This window comes from Staphylococcus sp. 510 (assembly GCF_057219715.1).
In genome coordinates this window covers 37,271-54,294 of record NZ_JBXVVK010000013.1, presented here as the reverse complement: position 1 = coordinate 54,294, position 17,024 = coordinate 37,271, and the positions used below count along the sequence as shown (strand labels likewise).

Annotated in this window: 17 protein-coding genes; 8 read left to right on the top strand and 9 right to left on the bottom strand. The window is 30.5% G+C overall.

Going from position 1 to position 17,024, the window contains the following annotated elements; all coding sequences use genetic code 11:
- The first annotated feature begins 34 nt into the window (after positions 1-34).
- The 4 genes from AC2D8K_RS10390 to AC2D8K_RS10375 all read left to right on the top strand — a co-directional run bounded on the left by AC2D8K_RS10390 (position 35) and on the right by AC2D8K_RS10375 (position 4,153).
- Positions 35-520: a terminase small subunit gene (locus AC2D8K_RS10390; protein ID WP_002467120.1), complete on the top strand. Its 486-nt coding sequence runs from the start codon at positions 35-37 to the stop codon at positions 518-520.
- Complete coding sequence (locus tag AC2D8K_RS10385; RefSeq protein WP_484698650.1) at positions 504-641, top strand: hypothetical protein; 138 nt, start codon at positions 504-506, stop codon at positions 639-641. Before AC2D8K_RS10390 ends, AC2D8K_RS10385 begins: the two co-directional genes overlap by 17 nt.
- Positions 642-3,106: 2,465 nt before the next feature.
- Positions 3,107-3,340, top strand: a complete 234-nt coding sequence (locus AC2D8K_RS10380) for a hypothetical protein (RefSeq protein WP_002451499.1) — start codon at positions 3,107-3,109, stop codon at positions 3,338-3,340.
- 558 nt (positions 3,341-3,898) lie between these two features.
- Positions 3,899-4,153 (top strand): GlsB/YeaQ/YmgE family stress response membrane protein, encoded by a 255-nt coding sequence (locus tag AC2D8K_RS10375; RefSeq protein ID WP_002451497.1) that lies wholly within the window; start codon positions 3,899-3,901, stop codon positions 4,151-4,153.
- A gap of 74 nt (positions 4,154-4,227) precedes the next feature.
- Here AC2D8K_RS10375 and AC2D8K_RS10370 read toward each other — a convergent pair whose 3' ends face one another.
- Positions 4,228-4,404 carry a hypothetical protein gene (locus AC2D8K_RS10370; RefSeq protein WP_002451496.1) on the bottom strand — a complete coding sequence of 59 codons (177 nt, stop codon included), beginning with the start codon at positions 4,402-4,404 and terminating at the stop codon, positions 4,228-4,230.
- Between the two features lie 414 nt (positions 4,405-4,818).
- Here AC2D8K_RS10370 and AC2D8K_RS10365 point away from each other — a divergent pair, with 414 nt between their 5' ends.
- From AC2D8K_RS10365 to AC2D8K_RS10355, 3 genes are all read left to right on the top strand, one after another.
- Positions 4,819-5,448, top strand: a complete 630-nt coding sequence (locus AC2D8K_RS10365) for a LysE family translocator (RefSeq protein ID WP_002451495.1) — start codon at positions 4,819-4,821, stop codon at positions 5,446-5,448.
- 20 nt (positions 5,449-5,468) lie between these two features.
- Complete coding sequence (locus AC2D8K_RS10360) at positions 5,469-6,047, top strand: histidine phosphatase family protein (protein ID WP_002451494.1); 579 nt, start codon at positions 5,469-5,471, stop codon at positions 6,045-6,047.
- A 298-nt stretch (positions 6,048-6,345) separates the two neighbouring features.
- On the top strand, positions 6,346-6,543 hold the full coding sequence (locus AC2D8K_RS10355; protein WP_484698647.1) for a hypothetical protein: 198 nt from the start codon (positions 6,346-6,348) through the stop codon (positions 6,541-6,543).
- Positions 6,544-6,662: 119 nt separating this feature from the next.
- Here the strand turns inward: AC2D8K_RS10355 and AC2D8K_RS10350 are convergent, their stop codons facing one another.
- The 7 genes from AC2D8K_RS10350 to AC2D8K_RS10320 all read right to left on the bottom strand — a co-directional run bounded on the left by AC2D8K_RS10350 (position 6,663) and on the right by AC2D8K_RS10320 (position 14,450).
- Positions 6,663-7,289: an NDxxF motif lipoprotein gene (locus AC2D8K_RS10350; protein ID WP_002451492.1), complete on the bottom strand. Its 627-nt coding sequence runs from the start codon at positions 7,287-7,289 to the stop codon at positions 6,663-6,665.
- Positions 7,290-7,428: 139 nt separating this feature from the next.
- Entirely contained in the window at positions 7,429-9,078 is a 1,650-nt protein-coding gene (locus AC2D8K_RS10345; RefSeq protein WP_002451491.1) for a hypothetical protein, read from the bottom strand.
- Between the two features lie 207 nt (positions 9,079-9,285).
- Positions 9,286-10,809: an alkyl hydroperoxide reductase subunit F gene (ahpF, locus tag AC2D8K_RS10340; RefSeq protein ID WP_002451490.1), complete on the bottom strand. Its 1,524-nt coding sequence runs from the start codon at positions 10,807-10,809 to the stop codon at positions 9,286-9,288.
- 17 nt (positions 10,810-10,826) lie between these two features.
- On the bottom strand, positions 10,827-11,396 hold the full coding sequence (gene ahpC / locus AC2D8K_RS10335; protein WP_002451489.1) for an alkyl hydroperoxide reductase subunit C: 570 nt from the start codon (positions 11,394-11,396) through the stop codon (positions 10,827-10,829).
- Positions 11,397-11,894: 498 nt separating this feature from the next.
- Positions 11,895-12,596, bottom strand: a complete 702-nt coding sequence (locus tag AC2D8K_RS10330) for an ABC transporter permease (protein WP_002451488.1) — start codon at positions 12,594-12,596, stop codon at positions 11,895-11,897.
- Positions 12,583-13,446, bottom strand: coding sequence for an ABC transporter ATP-binding protein (locus AC2D8K_RS10325; RefSeq protein WP_002451487.1), 864 nt, complete (start codon positions 13,444-13,446; stop codon positions 12,583-12,585). Before AC2D8K_RS10325 ends, AC2D8K_RS10330 begins: the two co-directional genes overlap by 14 nt.
- 98 nt (positions 13,447-13,544) lie before the next feature.
- Positions 13,545-14,450 (bottom strand): LytTR family DNA-binding domain-containing protein, encoded by a 906-nt coding sequence (locus AC2D8K_RS10320; protein ID WP_232133767.1) that lies wholly within the window; start codon positions 14,448-14,450, stop codon positions 13,545-13,547.
- Positions 14,451-14,672: 222 nt separating this feature from the next.
- On the opposite strand from AC2D8K_RS10320, the gene AC2D8K_RS10315 reads away from it, so the two are divergent.
- Positions 14,673-15,428 (top strand): NADPH-dependent oxidoreductase, encoded by a 756-nt coding sequence (locus tag AC2D8K_RS10315; RefSeq protein ID WP_002451485.1) that lies wholly within the window; start codon positions 14,673-14,675, stop codon positions 15,426-15,428.
- A 149-nt stretch (positions 15,429-15,577) separates the two neighbouring features.
- On the opposite strand, the gene AC2D8K_RS10310 is transcribed toward AC2D8K_RS10315, so the two are convergent.
- The gene (locus AC2D8K_RS10310; protein ID WP_002451484.1) at positions 15,578-16,966 is read right to left on the bottom strand and encodes an L-cystine transporter; all 1,389 of its coding nucleotides are present in this window, start codon (positions 16,964-16,966) and stop codon (positions 15,578-15,580) included.
- Positions 16,967-17,024: the final 58 nt, after the last annotated feature.

The following is a 17,024-nucleotide window of genomic DNA, read 5'->3' as shown; positions in this document are numbered from 1 at the left end:
CGGGTAGGCAATCTTTATATTAAGGAGTGAGTATATGGACAAATTAACGCCGAAACAAGAGCGCTTTGTGAATGAGTATATTAGAACATTAAATGTTACGCAGAGCGCTATAACGGCTGGTTATTCGCCTAAAACGGCACATGTATCTGGGTGTCGCTTGTTAAAGAAGAAACATATTAATGATTATATCCAAGAGCAAAAGAAAAAAGTTATAGATGAAAGTGTATTAAGCGCTAATGAGCTATTGCATCTATTAACTAATTCAGCAGTTGGTGATGAGACTGAAACAAAGGAAGTTGTAGTTAAACGTGGTGAATATAAAGAGAATCCACAGAATGGTAAGGTTCAGTTAGTTTATAATGAATATGTTGAGCTAATAGAAGTACCTATTAAGCCTAGCGATCGCTTACGTGCTCGTGATATGTTGGGTAAATATCATAAATTATTTACAGATAAACAAGAAATTACAAATCGTAATTTTGAAATTAACATAGGCGAATGGGATGAAGAAGTGGAATAAATACCGAATATATATAGATATAGTAGATATGAATGTGGCGACACCAGTATTTATTGATAGTATTGGTCAAGAGGATGAAAAGAATGAGCGAGATTTAATAGAATTGGAGAATAATATCTAAATAGTGAGATTTAAGAAGGAATATATCTACTTATCTATGTTTAATACTTAAAAAAATGGCTATATTAATGTAAGAGTTATGCATTTGTATAACTTGAAACACTCAAAAAACTATAGTTTTTACTACACTTATTTAAGATATGGTATTTATCTTCTATTTATTAAATAATTATTTTCCTTTAGATTTTCACCCAATCTCTTGTTATTAGAAAAGCTTTCGTTAACCATATCTTAATAAGGTAGTTTTTTATTTTTGTAAAATGCTTCATTTGGGGTTATATTTATAAGAAGTTAATGTTAGATTAATATTAGTGAGATATTAATTACGTTCTCACGAGGCATTCTATCATCATTATTAGTTTTCTTTCGAAAGATAGTCCTAGTGGCTATCTTTTTGTATTGTGAAAGTCTTTGTAAGTGTGTTATAATCTATGTCTAAAACCAAAACTTTTTACATCTAAAGTTACGTAAATAAAATAGTAAATTTTTGCATTTTAGAGTTCAATATTACATTATATATATTAGTAATTGATAACCTCATATATTCGTTACTATTTAAGAACAGTTTATTTAACTGTTCTTATTTTTATGGTATTATATACAATACATGCAACCCTTTGTAGAAAGCTATAAAAAATCCCTGACTAATTTACTTATGCATGTCACTGGGTAAATTCGACATACTTTTTAACTCAGAGTCATTGGCCGTATCAGTTATGATACGGTTTTTTTATGAAAGGATTGTCAAAAAATTGTAAATTAATGTGATTTCATCATTAGTAAAATAATGATACATTAAAATAGGAATATAAACGCTACAAAATAATTGTAGTGATTTTGCTTTGAAATATTCCCTCTTGTTTCTATTTGTGTAAAAAGCAGTCATAGTGACTGCTTTTTTATTGAATGACATATTAAATCTTGTTTTTATGTACGATGGTATGTTATAACATAAATATCACATGAAGTGAGAACTCATAAAATATCTTTTACTTTCTGCAAAACCACGTTCATTGTGATCGTGGTTTTTAATTTGTAAAAATGTTATGATTAGTTACGGAGTTCCCCAACTCCATTATTGCTTACGCATTTAAATATCTTTTCGCCACACTCAAATAAGAGTGTGGTTTTCTGTATTGAATAAGAATTGTAATGATCGAATCAACTGAATTTAAATAATAGTATAATAATAACCGTCGTACATATTGCATATAAAATAGTCCATAATGTGTAAATTATCTTATGATGGTGGTCTATTAAATTAAATAACATGTATAGATAATAAGAGAACAGCAAAAGACAAATAACACAGAGTATATATAGGCATACTATGACAAAGGTCAATGCACCATCACCTCACTAAAAATTCATATATTTTTAGTTTAACAGATATTTTAATTTATTTAGTGAATACTATGTTTAAAATATAAGAAATCGGTTAGACAATGGTAGAGTCAATGGAGCCAGTTGGATCTACCCCTTTGTATAATATTCATGAAAACCCCAACACCACTTTAATTAGTGGTGTTTTTTATGTTTAAATTATTAGAAACCGGTTATACGTATAATAGATTTTAAGCAAATCTATTTTCATTCAAATCTCCATTGTTTTACTTAGCTTAACTAAGTTATGCCACATCTTTTTTAAGGTGTGGTATTTTTATGTTTAAATTATTAGAAATCGGTTATAATATCTGTAGAGCTGGTCACTCGTTTTTAAGATCTTCAATATTTTTTCAATCTTTAAAGAATACCATATCTATTTAAATAGGTATGGTATTTTTTTATGTTCTGAGAAACGTCCTGTGTTACAGTGGCAAATATTATTTCGTAACTATACTATGTGTGTTAATGGTAAATGAATTTGGCGTCATGAAATGCAAGATCAGTATAATTAGTAAATCTAATTATGAAATAGCAGAAGATTAAAGCAAGTTAAAGAAAATGATCTTGGCATAGTGAGTGATCAAATTGATTAAAGTCAGTAAATTAAAACAGAACTCAAGTAACTAAATTTATAAAAGTTAGTGAAGAACTTTCTGATGATTCCACGTGGAATCAAACAATTTTAAGGGCAAAAAAAGGGCATAATTTTGAAACAAAGAGCAAGAGTATGAACTTTAATTTAATGATGGCATAGCTATATATACTGATTTATAGGCGTTTTGATTGTTGATGGAATGTTATAAAATATGTCTATATAAAAGAAGAACAATAATATATAGTTTATTGTCGGAACCTTGTAGGCTTAGCCTATGAGGTTCTTTTTTGTTTTCAAAAACTTCATGAGGGATATTCAATATGTAAATAATGTGAATCTGAAGACTTTGAATTTTTCCATGTGTGGAGTTGCTTAGTTATTTTTGTTAAGCTTAAAGTATACATAATGATTTATTGATTTTTACGGGGTGATGGGTAATCAATTCTAAAGTGAATGAAGTAATTAAAGGTGTATGTATTAATTTAATGATTACATTTGCAATTGGTATAGTAATTACGTATTTTAACTTTGATTACGGTATTGATAATGCCTTTTTTCATTTTTTAGAAAAAATTAGCGTTGTAAAGTTCTTTGACAATCATTCTGCGAATACTGCAGTGACGCTAGGACTATTGTTAACAGCTTATGAAGTCATTGATACATTATTTTTAGAGGATGATGAAGAGGATGAAACTGAGCGCTCTATACACGAAAAATAAATCACGAATAAAGAAAAGCTATGGCTGAAACTGATTTGATGTCAGTGCCATAGCTTTTCTTAATGGTTGTTATTAAAACGACCTAATAAAAATGAAGTTAAACTACTTAAAATAATTAATATAATAAGAAAAGAAAGTAGATAAATTTGATTGCTTTCAACATGAAAACCCATCTCAAATTGACCATGTAAATGACCATTAATATAAAAATTGAGTGTAATAATGATCAGAATTAAAATAATAGATATCGCACTTAATAAATCGAAGCCTATTTTAAAAATGAAAAATTTATTTTTATTTGCGTTCAAGATGATACAACCTTTCATATTCTTAGAAAATAATAAGTCGGTACCATCCCATTTGTTTATTGTGCATTCGTTATTGAATGAATTGCAATTAGAAATTTTAAATGAATGGTTAATAATTATCAATATATAAATATCTATTTTTTTACTAGTTTTAATAAATTTTTAACTAAAATTGTTTCGGGATGTGATTATGGGGTATACACCATAGGTAGACATAATGATAATTATGTATTGAAAGGAGTGAAGACACATGTTCGGATTAATAGGAATGATCATCGTAGGTGGTCTTATCGGTTGGATTGCAGGTGCAATTCTTGGTAAAGATATCCCAGGCGGTATTTTAGGTAATATTATTGCTGGTATCGTAGGTGCATGGGTTGGTTCAATGATCTTTGGACATTGGGGACCAGAACTAGGTAAAATTTATATCTTCCCAGCATTATTAGGTTCAATTATTTTAATTTTCGTGGTATCACTTATTTTAAAAGCTTTACGAAAAAAATAATTGTAACATAGCAATAGAGATGACCTTAATTGATAAGGACATCTCTATTTTTTTATTATTTAATAGTAGCCCAATTACTCTACGTAAATACTAGCTAAAATGGTCATTAGAAGTGTTAGTAAACATGCTAAAAGGATGATATTTTGTACTTTAATTGAATTACTTTTATAACCATTTTGTCTGTAAATATAAAATAAAAACAACCATGACAAAATGACGAGTATACCTAAAATAATAATCATTATTTTCATAACATATATACCTCCTCATTGGTTACGTACCCTAATCGATTGATCATAATTGAAGAGTTATATTGAGGAAAGTGATTATAAAAATATATATCATTTAAATTTAGACAAAAAAAGAGGATGACGCTGGGTAACGCCATCCAGGAGTATTATGTTCATGAATATAAAAGACTTTGTAGTTACTTATTAACTACATGTATATAATATCATGAATTATATTATATTACCAATTAAAACAACTTAATTCTAAAATAAATTTTTCGTTGTGTACATTTAATTATAAATATGCAATCATATCATTCATTTTTTAATTTTATTTATCATATATGCATGAATAGTTAGTCAATTCTTAATATTTTTCGAAGTGTTGTATGTTTATGCATGGATTGATACGATAGCTTTATGGAGGGATTCATTTTGGAAGGTATATTAACATTTATATTGATTTCACTCTTAATCATCATTGTACCTGGACCTGATTTTCTAATTGTAATGAAAAATACGGTCCATTCAGGGAAAAGAAACGGTATGATGTCCGCATTAGGTATTACCACGGGTCATATTGTTTACGCTAGTTTAGCTATTTTTGGAATTATATACATATTAACAAGTTTATATTATGTCTTTGTTTTGATTAAAGTACTTGGTGCATGTTATTTAATCTATTTAGGCGTACGCTCTATCTTATCAGCACGTCAATCGATGTCATTTAATGATAAAAAACAAGACTTAAATCAAGTGTCATATCTATCATCATATAGACAAGGTTTCTTAAGTACGATATTAAATCCTAAAGCATTACTTTATTACATGAGTATATTACCTCAATTCTTATCACAAGGAAATATACATATGACCTCTCAAGTTGCAGTTTTAGCATTATCGGTAGTGCTTGTAACATGTTGTTGGTTCCTATTCTGCGTCTTTATATTTCAATATATTAAATTACTGTTCAGTAATCCTAAAATTAAAGCTATTTTTGATTATGCGGTAGGAATTATTTTAATTGGATTATCAATTAATTTATTATTAAGTAAAACAAGTTAATATGAGTGAGGAGATTCAAAATGAAAATATATTTAGTAAGACATGGTGAATCTAAATCCAATTATGATAATAAGTATGGAGAGCCTTATTTTTGTGGTCAACTTAATGTGCCATTAACGGAGCAAGGTACGGAGAGTGCACAAGCATTGGTAAATTATTTTACGAATAAAAACATTGATCATGTATACGTTTCAAGCTTATTAAGAACACAACAAACGTATGAAGCAATATTTCCTTATAATATACCGACAACATTTACTGATTTATTAAAAGAAAGATCGCTAGGTGTCTTTGAAGGGAAATATAAAAAAGAAGTGTCACAGGATGAAACCTTTTATAAATATTTTAATGATGATAACTTCAAAGATTTCCGTCATAGCTTTACTCAAAAAGCACCAGAAGGAGAAAGTTATCAAGACGTATTTAATAGAGTAGCAACTTTTTTCAATTCTATTGTTGATCCTAATGCAGATCAAATTGTCATAGTTGCTCATCAGGTTGTCATTAGATGTATCTTTGTGTATTTAGAACAAATAACGAAAGATGAAGCGTTAACTGCTAAAATTGAGAACTGTAAACCTTATCTTATTGAAATGTAAAAAAGAGTGAAATGCCCCTAAATGAAAGGTGCATTTCACTTTTTTAAATTTAAGACGTCCAGTAGTCTAAATAGATACATTTTAATTTGTTGACCTTTTCTTTTGTTTCGATGAGTCCACTATGAGCGTTACAAAAACACTTATTATAATTAAAATTGAAGATATAGTAGCGGTAACGCCAATCCAATAGTTTTCCATAAAGAATGCGATAAGTGCCAATAATGCCCATACTGGAACCGCAATAATTTGAAGAATACTTGAAATAATTCTGGTTGTCATATAGTTGAAAAAACATAATATGAGTGCAGGTAATGCTATTGCTACCATAGTACCTATTGCAGACCAAAGTTCTACAGGCTTATCCAAACTGATTGTATTAGGCCCAGTGGGATATTTAGCACACATTAAAATAGTTAACACTGTTGATAAAATCGCGAGCACTACAAAAGATACACGTAACTTCATCTTGTCACTCTCCAAAATATTTTTTAAATGAGTAAATAAAAGTTTAACTATCTATAGTGTGACTTAGACGTCGCGTGATGTCAATTTGGCTTAAGATATAAATAAAAGCTTCTAATCCGCAAATTTTATAACGGTTAGAAGCTTTTTAGTTTATTTATCAAATACATCAGTTTTGATATTTTTCTTGTCTAAGAAAGATTTGATTTTATCTTGTTGCTTTTTGTTTACATCGCCTGCATAGTTGGTTGGTACGTCTACGACATTGATTGAATTTTGTGGTTGATAATTCAATTGCTCAATGTCTTCATCAACATTAGCGATTGTACTATTAAGTGCTTTAAAATATTTGATAATACGATTAGTTGGATCTTTATATTCACTTGGAATCTTGTTATTATTCACAAACTTTTTAAAGTGTAAGTCGTTTTTTACTGCAAGATTAGACAATTCACTTAATTGTTTGGATTGCTTTTTAGTAATCTTAGTGCTGCTATCACTCTGTCTGTCTAATTTATGTTGCATCACGTACTTATTATCTAAAATATCACTGTTAACTTGTAGATATTTTTTTAATGCTTTATTCATTTCGTCTTCACTGATAGTAGCATTGTTTTTATTAGATGTGAAAATATCTTTTTCCTTTAATTGCTTAGCATTTTTAGGTGCATGGGCACTACTATGTGAATCATGATCATTATCATCTTCACTTTTATTTGCACAAGCTGATAAGATAAGTGCAAAAGATAAAATTAACGTGAGTAGAACTCTTTTTTTCATCAGGTTTGGAACTCCTTTTATTCATACAATATTCATTATTTTAAATTCTTACATATTATAGCGTATCACTTATCAAAAATGATTTGAATGTTTAAGCACTTAGTTATTTATGAACTATGAACATTTTGTGTATAAATAATTAAAGTGATTTTGTTTCATTAACAGTATAACCGCGCAAACTCCATAAACGTAGGTGTGTCCATCCTTTTTCAATTTGTTTAGATAACTTTTTATCTGGTATTGGTAAAAGTTTATTTTGTTTAATCAAGTTATTCATCATCTCGACTGCATGAGCTTCATCTGGTGCTATTCTTAGGTGGAATAAGATATATCTTACGGTTTTTTCCTTTTTAATATCATCATCTTCTTTTATGTTATTTCTAAGAAACTTGATGAATTGTTTCAATTTGGTATTACGTGTATAAAATTCATTATTTGCATATATTAATAATTCATCGAGATGGCTAGGTTCATAAAATCCTTTTAGTGGATCGTCTATCTCATCACTATTTGCGAGCATAGGAATTACTGGGTGTAATAACATCTCATTTTGGACGATGACTAATTGGTTGATATCCATAGCTTCTATTTCATCTTTAATGTCCTTTTCTGTCATATCTCTGTTGTATAAGTGTTTCATTAAATGAACCACACGTTCTAATGATGCATAGCCATATAAATTCGTTATCGCAAAATAGATATTGAAGGGTGTTATATACTGTTGCATGTTCTTATCATTTTTAAATTGAATTAATTGTTCTTCGGCTAAATTTTGGCGGATTTCGGGATCCATGTAGATTTCAAGTTCAGGTACTTCAGTTTCTTGATCTTTAATGTCTTCTTTAACAGTAGTACTAGAGACATCGTCATCATTGATCGCAGTATCTTTACTATATAAACGTAGAGTCTCGAGTACTTGATTATCCTCAGAAGCGATATGTTGCTCTTGTTGACTAAGGAAAGTCTCAATACCACCCTTATTATTAATGTAATTTTGAATAAAATCTAAAGCGTCATAGGGAATAGATATGATATTATGGCGCTCATTATAATTAAATATAAATAAGTGATCTAAAACGTCTGACACAGTATGTAAATTTGTCTGTTCAGCGACTGTAGCTGCTAAATCAATGTTGTTGTTGTAATTGGTATGGCCTTTAATGATTTGATGTAACATGAACAAAGATGACGGTTTAAAATGATTAAAGACATTTTCTAATAATGTATCATCTTTGAAAAAGGTATCATGAATTAAATTGACGGCGTCTGATTTTTTAATTTTTGACGGACTTTTAATTTGGTAAAATTTCAAAATGTCTTGTAAGCTTTTCGATTTCAAAGTTGATAAATAATCTTTCAAAGATGTATGTTGAATGGCATTGAAAAGTTCTTTATCTAATTGATCTAACTGTTGAATAAGTAGCTGTCCATCTTCGTCTTGGACTTTATTTTGGTAATGATTAGCGAAAACATGTGTATTGATTTGATTTAAATAGTGAGTATCTACCATAAATGTATTTGTTGAAGTTCTAAAAATAAAACCTAAGCGTTCTGATAAATTACATTTATGTTTAATATCTTCATTGATTAAGACTGGATTATCGTAGCTGTCTAGCATAGATTTAATACAGTCTTGTTCGGTTTTATCCATTTGGTTATAAATGAAGTTAATGTGATGTGATTTAAAAGCAATATGTAATGTCTCAAGTGGTGAAAGTTTTCTAGGGATGTCTAAAAAAGATTGAATTTCATAGATTTTTGCTTTGGTAATATGATTTAAGGTATTCATAATAGCTCCTTTAAAATTTATGATATGAGATGGATTTAGACTAGAAAACAGTTTCTTGATATTGTAAAAACCCAACGATGTTAAAGATTAAAACTTTTCATTAATTCCATCATAACATGTTTAAAGAATTAAATAATAAAAAAACAGAATTCCATAGGGGAATTCTGTTTTGAAGATATATATTAATGAAATGCTGAATCCATTTAATTAGTTTCTAATAATATAATCGAAAGCATTCAATGCGGCATTAGCACCAGCACCCATTGAGATGATGATTTGTTTGTTTTTCTGATCAGTTACATCACCAGCAGCGAAGATACCTGGAACATTAGTGCTATTATTGCGATCAATAACAACTTCGCCACGTCCGTTAAGTTCAACTGCATCAGAAATCCATGATGTGTTAGGTACTAAACCGATTTGTACAAAGATACCGTCTAAATTAACGACTTGTTCTTCACCAGTGTTCATATCCTCGTATTTAATACCAGTGACATGATCTTCACCGATGACTTCAGTAGTTCTGGCTTTAGTTTTAATGTCGACATTTGATAATGAACGTAAACGATCTTGTAGAACACTGTCTGCTTTCAACTCATCTGAGTATTCAAATACAGTAACATGTTTAACAATTCCTGCTAAATCGATTGCAGCTTCAACACCTGAGTTACCGCCACCGATGACTGCAACATCTTTATTTTCGAATAAAGGGCCGTCACAGTGTGGGCAGAAAGCAACACCTTTGTTGATTAAACGATCTTCGCCAGGAATATTAAGTTTACGCCAACTTGCACCTGTTGAAATGATGGCTGTTTTAGTTTCCAATACAGCGTCATTTTCTAAAGTAACGCGAATAGCGCTATCTGTTTTTTCAATATTTGTTGCACGAATACCAGTCATTGTATCGATATCATATTGAGCGATATGATCTGCTAAATTAGAAGAAAACTCAGTACCTGTCGTTTCTTTAACAGTGATGAAGTTTTCAATTCCAGCAGTATCATTAACTTGACCACCGATACGGTCTGCAACAATACCAGTACGTAACCCTTTACGTGCAGTGTAAATCGCAGCACTACCACTTGCAGGGCCACCACCGATAACTAATACATCGTAAGGGTCTTTGCCTTCAAATTCAGATGCATCTGCAGTGCTTCCTAATTGGTTAAGAATATCTTGAATTGTCATACGACCATTACCAAATTCTTCTCCATCTAGGAAAACAGCTGGTACAGCCATGATGTTTTCAGATTCTTCACGGAAGACAGCACCGTCAATCATTGTATGTGTAATGTTAGGGTTAATTACACTCATTAAGTTCAATGCTTGAACGACATCTGGACATTTTTGACAAGTTAAACTTACGTAAGTTTCGAAATTGAAAGAACCTTCTAATCCTTTAATTTGATCAATCACAGATTGTTGTTCCTTAGGTGCACGTCCACTAACTTGTAAAATAGCTAATACAAGAGAGTTGAACTCATGGCCTAATGGAATGCCTGCGAAAGTAATACCTGTTTCTTCGCCAGGGCGATTAACTGAGAAACTAGGTGTACGTTTTAAAGATTTTTCAGTAACTGAAATGTGCGCAGACATTTCAGCTACTTCATCTAATAACTCTTTTAATTCTTTTGATTTATCGTCAGAGCCAAGGCTAGCGACGAATTCAACGTCGCCTTCCATAAGCTCAAGTAATTGTTTTAATTGTTGTTTTAAATCAGCATTAAGCATTTTCTAATAATGCCTCCTTAAATTTTACCTACTAAGTCTAATCCTGGTTGTAAAGTTTCAGAACCTTCTTCCCATTTTGCAGGGCAAACTTCACCTGGATGTTGACGTACATATTGAGCAGCTTTGATTTTGTGAACTAATGTGCTTGCGTCACGGCCGATACCGTCAGCATTGATTTCAGCTGCTTGAACAACGCCATCAGGGTCGATAATGAAAGTACCACGTTGAGCTAAACCAAGTTCTTCATCTAATACGTCGAAGTTACGAGTAATAGTTTGAGAAGGGTCACCAATCATATTGTATTGGATTTTGCTAATAGCATCTGAATGATCATGCCAAGCTTTGTGTACGAAATGAGTATCAGTTGAAACTGAGAATACATTTACGCCTAATTCTTGTAATTTATCATATTGGTTTTGTAAATCTTCTAATTCAGTTGGACAAACGAATGAGAAGTCAGCTGGGTAGAAGCAAACTACACTCCAAGAACCTTTTAAATCTTCTTGAGATACTTCTTTGAATTCATCTTTCTTTGGATCATAAGCTTGTGCTGTGAATGGTAAGATTTCTTTATTAATTAAAGACATAGGTAAATTCCTCCTGATATTTGAAATGTTTTATTAGAATTAGATAACAATCATTGTTTGTTTATAATAATTCTAATCTCTTACTAATTATTATTACATTTAGGATTTAAATAGTCAACTTCATCAACTTATATATTTAATGACTCGTTGAGAAATTGATAATACAAGTATTATAAGCCTATTAATGAAATTGATAGTTTAAGTGAAATGAATGATATTAATGAAATGATTCACTGTTATTACACTTAAAATAGTCATTAACATTCTCAACTAAACACTTGTTATTGATAATATAGTGTAATTTTATTACATTACACTATACTCTGATAGTAACATGTTGTTTCAAAACTTTCATAAAAGAAGGTTTGTTATAGTGTTAACATTATTAGACTTTAATTAAATGGTGATATTAAAACACGTCCAGGCTAACTAATGAAACTATTAGGTAGCCTGGACGTGTTTTTGAAGATAGAACAAATTAAATTTGGAAGGTCTAAATTACTGTAATTTTGAACGTTTTCTATATGTCATGATTGTTAAAATTACAATACTTATTACCCAAATGGATAAATAAATTAAGTTATTAGCTTCCTCTTCTAATAATAAAGTGAATACTAAATTAGATGGGACGAAAGATAAAATTTTATCGATGATTTCATTTGTATCTAAGAACATTTTCATTTGTGCCATACCAAATAGGAATATAATAATGAAATTATAAAATTGAGATTTTCCTATAGTGTTTGATAGTAAGCCAGCTAAAATGCCTAGACATGTATAGAATATAAGTAACAATAATAGCGAAACAAAACCACTCCAATTAATTGAAAAACTTTGTCCCAATAATAAGAGACTAATTACGGAAATGATTACAGATAATATTATACCTAAAAGTGCTTTTGATAATAGGATTTCTAACATTGTAGTTGGTGTTTGGATTAATCCTATCAATGTCTTTTTATCATTTTCTTCTGCGATACTTTGTAAAGTAATTGCTGTATTGCACATTATAAATGAAAAATTAATAATTAATACTATGAAGAATATTTTTTGTTCTTTATTAGTCTCCATTTCATTAAGCATAAAATGATATAAAAGTGTAAGGCCAATGACGAGTAAAGGCATTAAATAAACAGAAGGGTTTCGCCATGTTTCTTTTAATTCTTTTTCGAAAAGGGCAGTTAATCTATTCATTTTCATTATCATTTAACTCCTCTCCGGTTACTTTTAAGAACACTTCACCAAGCGTAGGTAGGTCTGTAGATAGATATTTAATTTCATCTTTTAGCATCAAATCATGTATATAGTCTGCTGTTTGTTTGTTAATCTTCATTGTTTTCATTATGTCTTCATGATTAATTACTGTTAGAGAGTGATTTGAAAATGAATATCTTAAATTTTGAGGTGTATCAATTAATTTCACTTTACCATGGTTTATAAATGCGACTCTATCACATAATTTATTAGCTTCTTCCATATCATGAGTTGTAAGGAAGACAGTTGTGCCTTTTTCATTTAAGGCTTTCAATCCTCTGTGGATGTGGTTTCTAGTTGTTGGGTCTAGTGATGAGGTTGGTTCATCTAGAAATAGAATGTCGGGTGAATGGATTAATGATTTTGCTAGAAGAACTCTTTGCTTCATTCCAGCTGATAGATTTTTACATACTTTATTTTTAGCATACTTTAAATTAACTAGTTCTAAAGTTTCTTCTACTTTTGATAAAGGAACGTCATATAATTGGGCAACAAGTTTCAAATTGTCATATATAGTTAATCTTTCGTATGTATTACTTATGTCGGTTAGTATACCAATTGTCGCCATGAATTTACTAGAACCTATATTAGTATTATTAAATCCATTGACTGTTAGACTTCCCTTTGACGGACGTGAGGCTCCAATAAGCATACTTATCGTAGTAGTTTTGCCTGCACCACTCGGTCCTAAAAAACCAAATATTTCTCCTTTTTTCACTTCAATGCACATATCATCAATTACGACTTCGCTATTAAATTTTTTAGTTACGTCACTCATTTCTATGATATTTTCCATAGTCATCCTCCTTTGTAATCTAATTTAAGAATAGGAGGAACAGCTAGTTACATCATTAAAAATAGGATGAAATGTAAACTGGATGAGTTGAAATGTATCTATTTAATTCTAAAATGTTCTTCGATTTCGTTTATTTTATTTCTTGAGATAGGAATTAAAGAATCTTTCGAATAATTTAGTCTTATAGAATATGAATTTTTGGACCAAGAAATAATTTCTTTAACTTTTTGAAGATTGATGATATAAGAACGATGACATCTGTAGAATCCGTATGGAAGTATTAAGGCTTCCATGGATTGTAAAGTAGCATCATGTTCGTAAGTTTCATTATTTACATGAATCTGAACTTTTCCATCTCTACTTTCGATATAATCAATATCGCTAGGATCTAGAAACATTGTTTTGTCATTTAATTTAACAGTTAACCTAGGGATTTGCTTTACTTCGAGATTTTTTGTACTATCTTCTTTTGATTCTGTTGAAATTTCAACAGGTTTAAGGACATCTTTTGAAATTCTGAAAGAGTTATTAGTCATGAGTAGGGCTTCTTCTGTATGGTTAGTAAGACAGATAATATTTTTTGTGTGCTTTTGATTGTTTAATAACGTAATGATGATATCTTTTGTTTCTAGATCGGTACTTTGAATAGGTTCTTTGAGTAAAATGTTTTTGGAAGGGTGTAGTAGAGCTCCAGTTATTTTAAGGAGTTTGCTTTCTGAAATAGTTAAGTTTTTTACAAATTTATTGTCAAATTTAGATAAATAAAAAGTATAAAGAATATCATCAATAGTTGTATCAATACTGTACCACTTGATCCAAAATTTTATTATTTCTTTTACTTTCATTCTTTCTGGAAAAACATTATCTAATAAGAAGCAATAAATTAAGTCATTAGAATGATTTGCCTCAACTATCTCTTTTTGAATTTCTTCTTCTGCGATAATTGAAATTAAAGAAGTTTTTATATCTTGCTTCTTTCGAGCATTTTTATTTAAGTAAATCATCATTAATACCCCTTACAAGTCTTATTTATCTATAGTATAACTAAAAAACGCTATTTTTATAACTTTAAACTTTTACCTTATTAATAAAAAAATTATGTGTTGAAGATTAAGATACAATAGTCGCTATAAATCCAATTAATTTAATTTCCAGTCGAAAAGGGTATACAATATTTAAAGATTATAAACGAAAATATTATTTTTTCGAGAGTAGGAGTGGAAATAGTGTCAGATTATGTATATGAATTAATGAAAAAACATCACTCGGTGCGCCGTTTTAAATCAACACCTTTAAGTGAAGATACAGTTGAAAAATTAGTGGAAGCAGGTCAAAGTGCTTCTACATCTAGTTATTTACAAACTTATTCAATCATTGGTATTGATGACCCTGAAATTAAAGAGGATTTAAAGGAAGTATCAGGTCAACCATATGTTGTTGAGAATGGCTACTTATTTGTTTTTGTTCTAGATTATTATCGTCATAATTTAATTAATGAGAATGTGGAATCAAATATGGAAGTTTCTTTTGAATCGGCTGAAGGTCTGTTAGTGGGATCGATTGATGTAGCTCTTGTTGCTGAAAATATGGCTGTTGCAGCTGAGGATATGGGTTACGGAATTGTTTACTTAGGATCATTACGTAATGATGTTGGTCGTGTACGCGAGATTTTAGACTTACCTGAGTATACTTTCCCATTATTTGGTATGGCTATTGGTGAACCAGCAGAAAATGAAAATGGTTCTGCAAAACCTCGTTTGCCATTAGAACATGTTTTCCATAGAAACCAATATAATTCAGATAAAGAAAAACAAATCAATGAATTAAAAACGTATGATCAAACGGTAAGTGATTATTATAAAGCGCGTACCAATGGAGAAAGAACTGAAACTTGGTCAGCACAAATTGAATCATTCCTAGGAAATAAAACAAGATTAGACATGCTAAATCAACTTAATGATGCAGGATTAATCAAACGGTAATAGCATTATATAATCAAAAGTGATGTTATGAGTTTAGTGATAATTGTAGATAACAGATTAGTGTAGCGCTAATTGTAGGTTTAATAAATTAATATGAGAAAGGGAGGGGACAATTTATAAGTTGTCTCCTCCCTTTTATTTTAAAATATTTAATCTGTTGTCAGTTCACCATATTCATTAGATTCGAATGCTTTTTTGTCCCAATTTTTAGTGAGTTTGGCAGTTCCTGTGCCTGCTAACATAGAATCATTAACATTAAGAGCAGTACGACCCATGTCAATAAGAGGTTCAATAGAAATTAAGACGCCGGCTAATGCAACCGGTAAATTTAGTGTTGATAAGACTAATATAGATGCGAATGTAGCACCGCCACCTACACCAGCAACACCAAAGGAACTGATAATAACCACGGCTACTAATGTCACGATAAATTGTAAATCGATATTTACATGTGCAACCGGTGCAACCATGATCGCAAGCATCGCAGGATAGATACCTGCACAACCATTTTGTCCAATGGATAAACCGAATGTTGCGGAAAAGTTAGCGATACCTTCAGGTACACCAAGACGTGTTGTTTGTGTTTGAATATTTAACGGTAAAGAACCAGCACTTGAACGTGATGTAAAGGCAAAGGCCAATACTTCAAATGTTTTCTTCATATATTTGACTGGGTTGATACCAAGGATAGTTAAAATTACGAGGTGAATGATATACATCGTAATTAATGCTGCATAAGACGCTATCATAAATTTACCTAAAGTCCAGATAGCGGCGAAGTCACTGGTAGCAATCGTTGAAGCCATTATAGCTAAGATACCATAAGGTGTTAATCGTAATACGAAGGTTACAATAGCCATGACAAGAGAATAAATCGCTTCAATACCTCGTTTAAGTGTGTCGCCATGTTCAGGTTCTTTACGTGCAACACGTAAGTATGCAAAGCCCACAAATGAAGCGAAGATAACGACCGCAATCGTAGATGTTGTTCTTTCACCTGTAAAGTCTAAGAACGGATTGCTAGGTAATAGTTCTAAGATTTGTTGTGGTAATGTATGTGCGGTTAAGTTTTTAGCCTCTTTAGTGATTTCACTACCGCGTGAATGTTCAGCGCTACCTAAATCAATGGAAGATGCATCTAAACCGAAGAGTAATGCATATCCAATACCCACCAAGGCAGCTATAGCTACAGTCCCAATTAAAAACATGAAGATATAACTACCGATTTTAGCAAATTTGTCCCCAATTTGTATTTTACTGAATGCAGAAACGATAGAAATAAAAATTAACGGCATGACAATCATTTGTAATAGTGCGACATATCCATCGCCTACAATACTAAACCAATCACTTGTCGTTTTGATTACTTTTGAGTCGACTCCATAGATTAAATGCATTGCGATGCCTAAAATGATCCCTATAGCTAAGGCAGTAAATACACGTTTAGGAAATGAAATGTGTTTTTTGGCCATGACATTTAGCATAATAATGAAGGCAATAAGCACGATAACATTAATCACAGTTAAAAATGAGTCCAATGAATAACACTCCTTTTTAATTATTATGTTCTAAATTTATGTATTAAGAATATTACTC

Bases quoted from the DNA above. Each gene is read 5' to 3' on its own strand.
- AC2D8K_RS10330 (WP_002451488.1), bottom strand. From the start codon at position 12,596: ATGAAAATGAATAGATTAACTGCCCTTTTCGAAAAAGAATTAAAAGAA.
- ahpC (WP_002451489.1), bottom strand. From the start codon at position 11,396: ATGTCTTTAATTAATAAAGAAATCTTACCATTCACAGCACAAGCTTAT.
- AC2D8K_RS10350 (WP_002451492.1), bottom strand. From the start codon at position 7,289: ATGAAAAAAAGAGTTCTACTCACGTTAATTTTATCTTTTGCACTTATC.
- AC2D8K_RS10320 (WP_232133767.1), bottom strand. From the start codon at position 14,450: ATGATTTACTTAAATAAAAATGCTCGAAAGAAGCAAGATATAAAAACT.
- AC2D8K_RS10390 (WP_002467120.1), top strand. From the start codon at position 35: ATGGACAAATTAACGCCGAAACAAGAGCGCTTTGTGAATGAGTATATT.
- ahpF (WP_002451490.1), bottom strand. From the start codon at position 10,809: ATGCTTAATGCTGATTTAAAACAACAATTAAAACAATTACTTGAGCTT.
- AC2D8K_RS10360 (WP_002451494.1), top strand. From the start codon at position 5,469: ATGAAAATATATTTAGTAAGACATGGTGAATCTAAATCCAATTATGAT.
- AC2D8K_RS10325 (WP_002451487.1), bottom strand. From the start codon at position 13,446: ATGGAAAATATCATAGAAATGAGTGACGTAACTAAAAAATTTAATAGC.
- AC2D8K_RS10375 (WP_002451497.1), top strand. From the start codon at position 3,899: ATGTTCGGATTAATAGGAATGATCATCGTAGGTGGTCTTATCGGTTGG.
- AC2D8K_RS10345 (WP_002451491.1), bottom strand. From the start codon at position 9,078: ATGAATACCTTAAATCATATTACCAAAGCAAAAATCTATGAAATTCAA.
- AC2D8K_RS10355 (WP_484698647.1), top strand. From the start codon at position 6,346: ATGAGTGCAGGTAATGCTATTGCTACCATAGTACCTATTGCAGACCAA.
- AC2D8K_RS10385 (WP_484698650.1), top strand. From the start codon at position 504: ATGAAGAAGTGGAATAAATACCGAATATATATAGATATAGTAGATATG.
- AC2D8K_RS10370 (WP_002451496.1), bottom strand. From the start codon at position 4,404: ATGAAAATAATGATTATTATTTTAGGTATACTCGTCATTTTGTCATGG.
- AC2D8K_RS10380 (WP_002451499.1), top strand. From the start codon at position 3,107: ATGATTACATTTGCAATTGGTATAGTAATTACGTATTTTAACTTTGAT.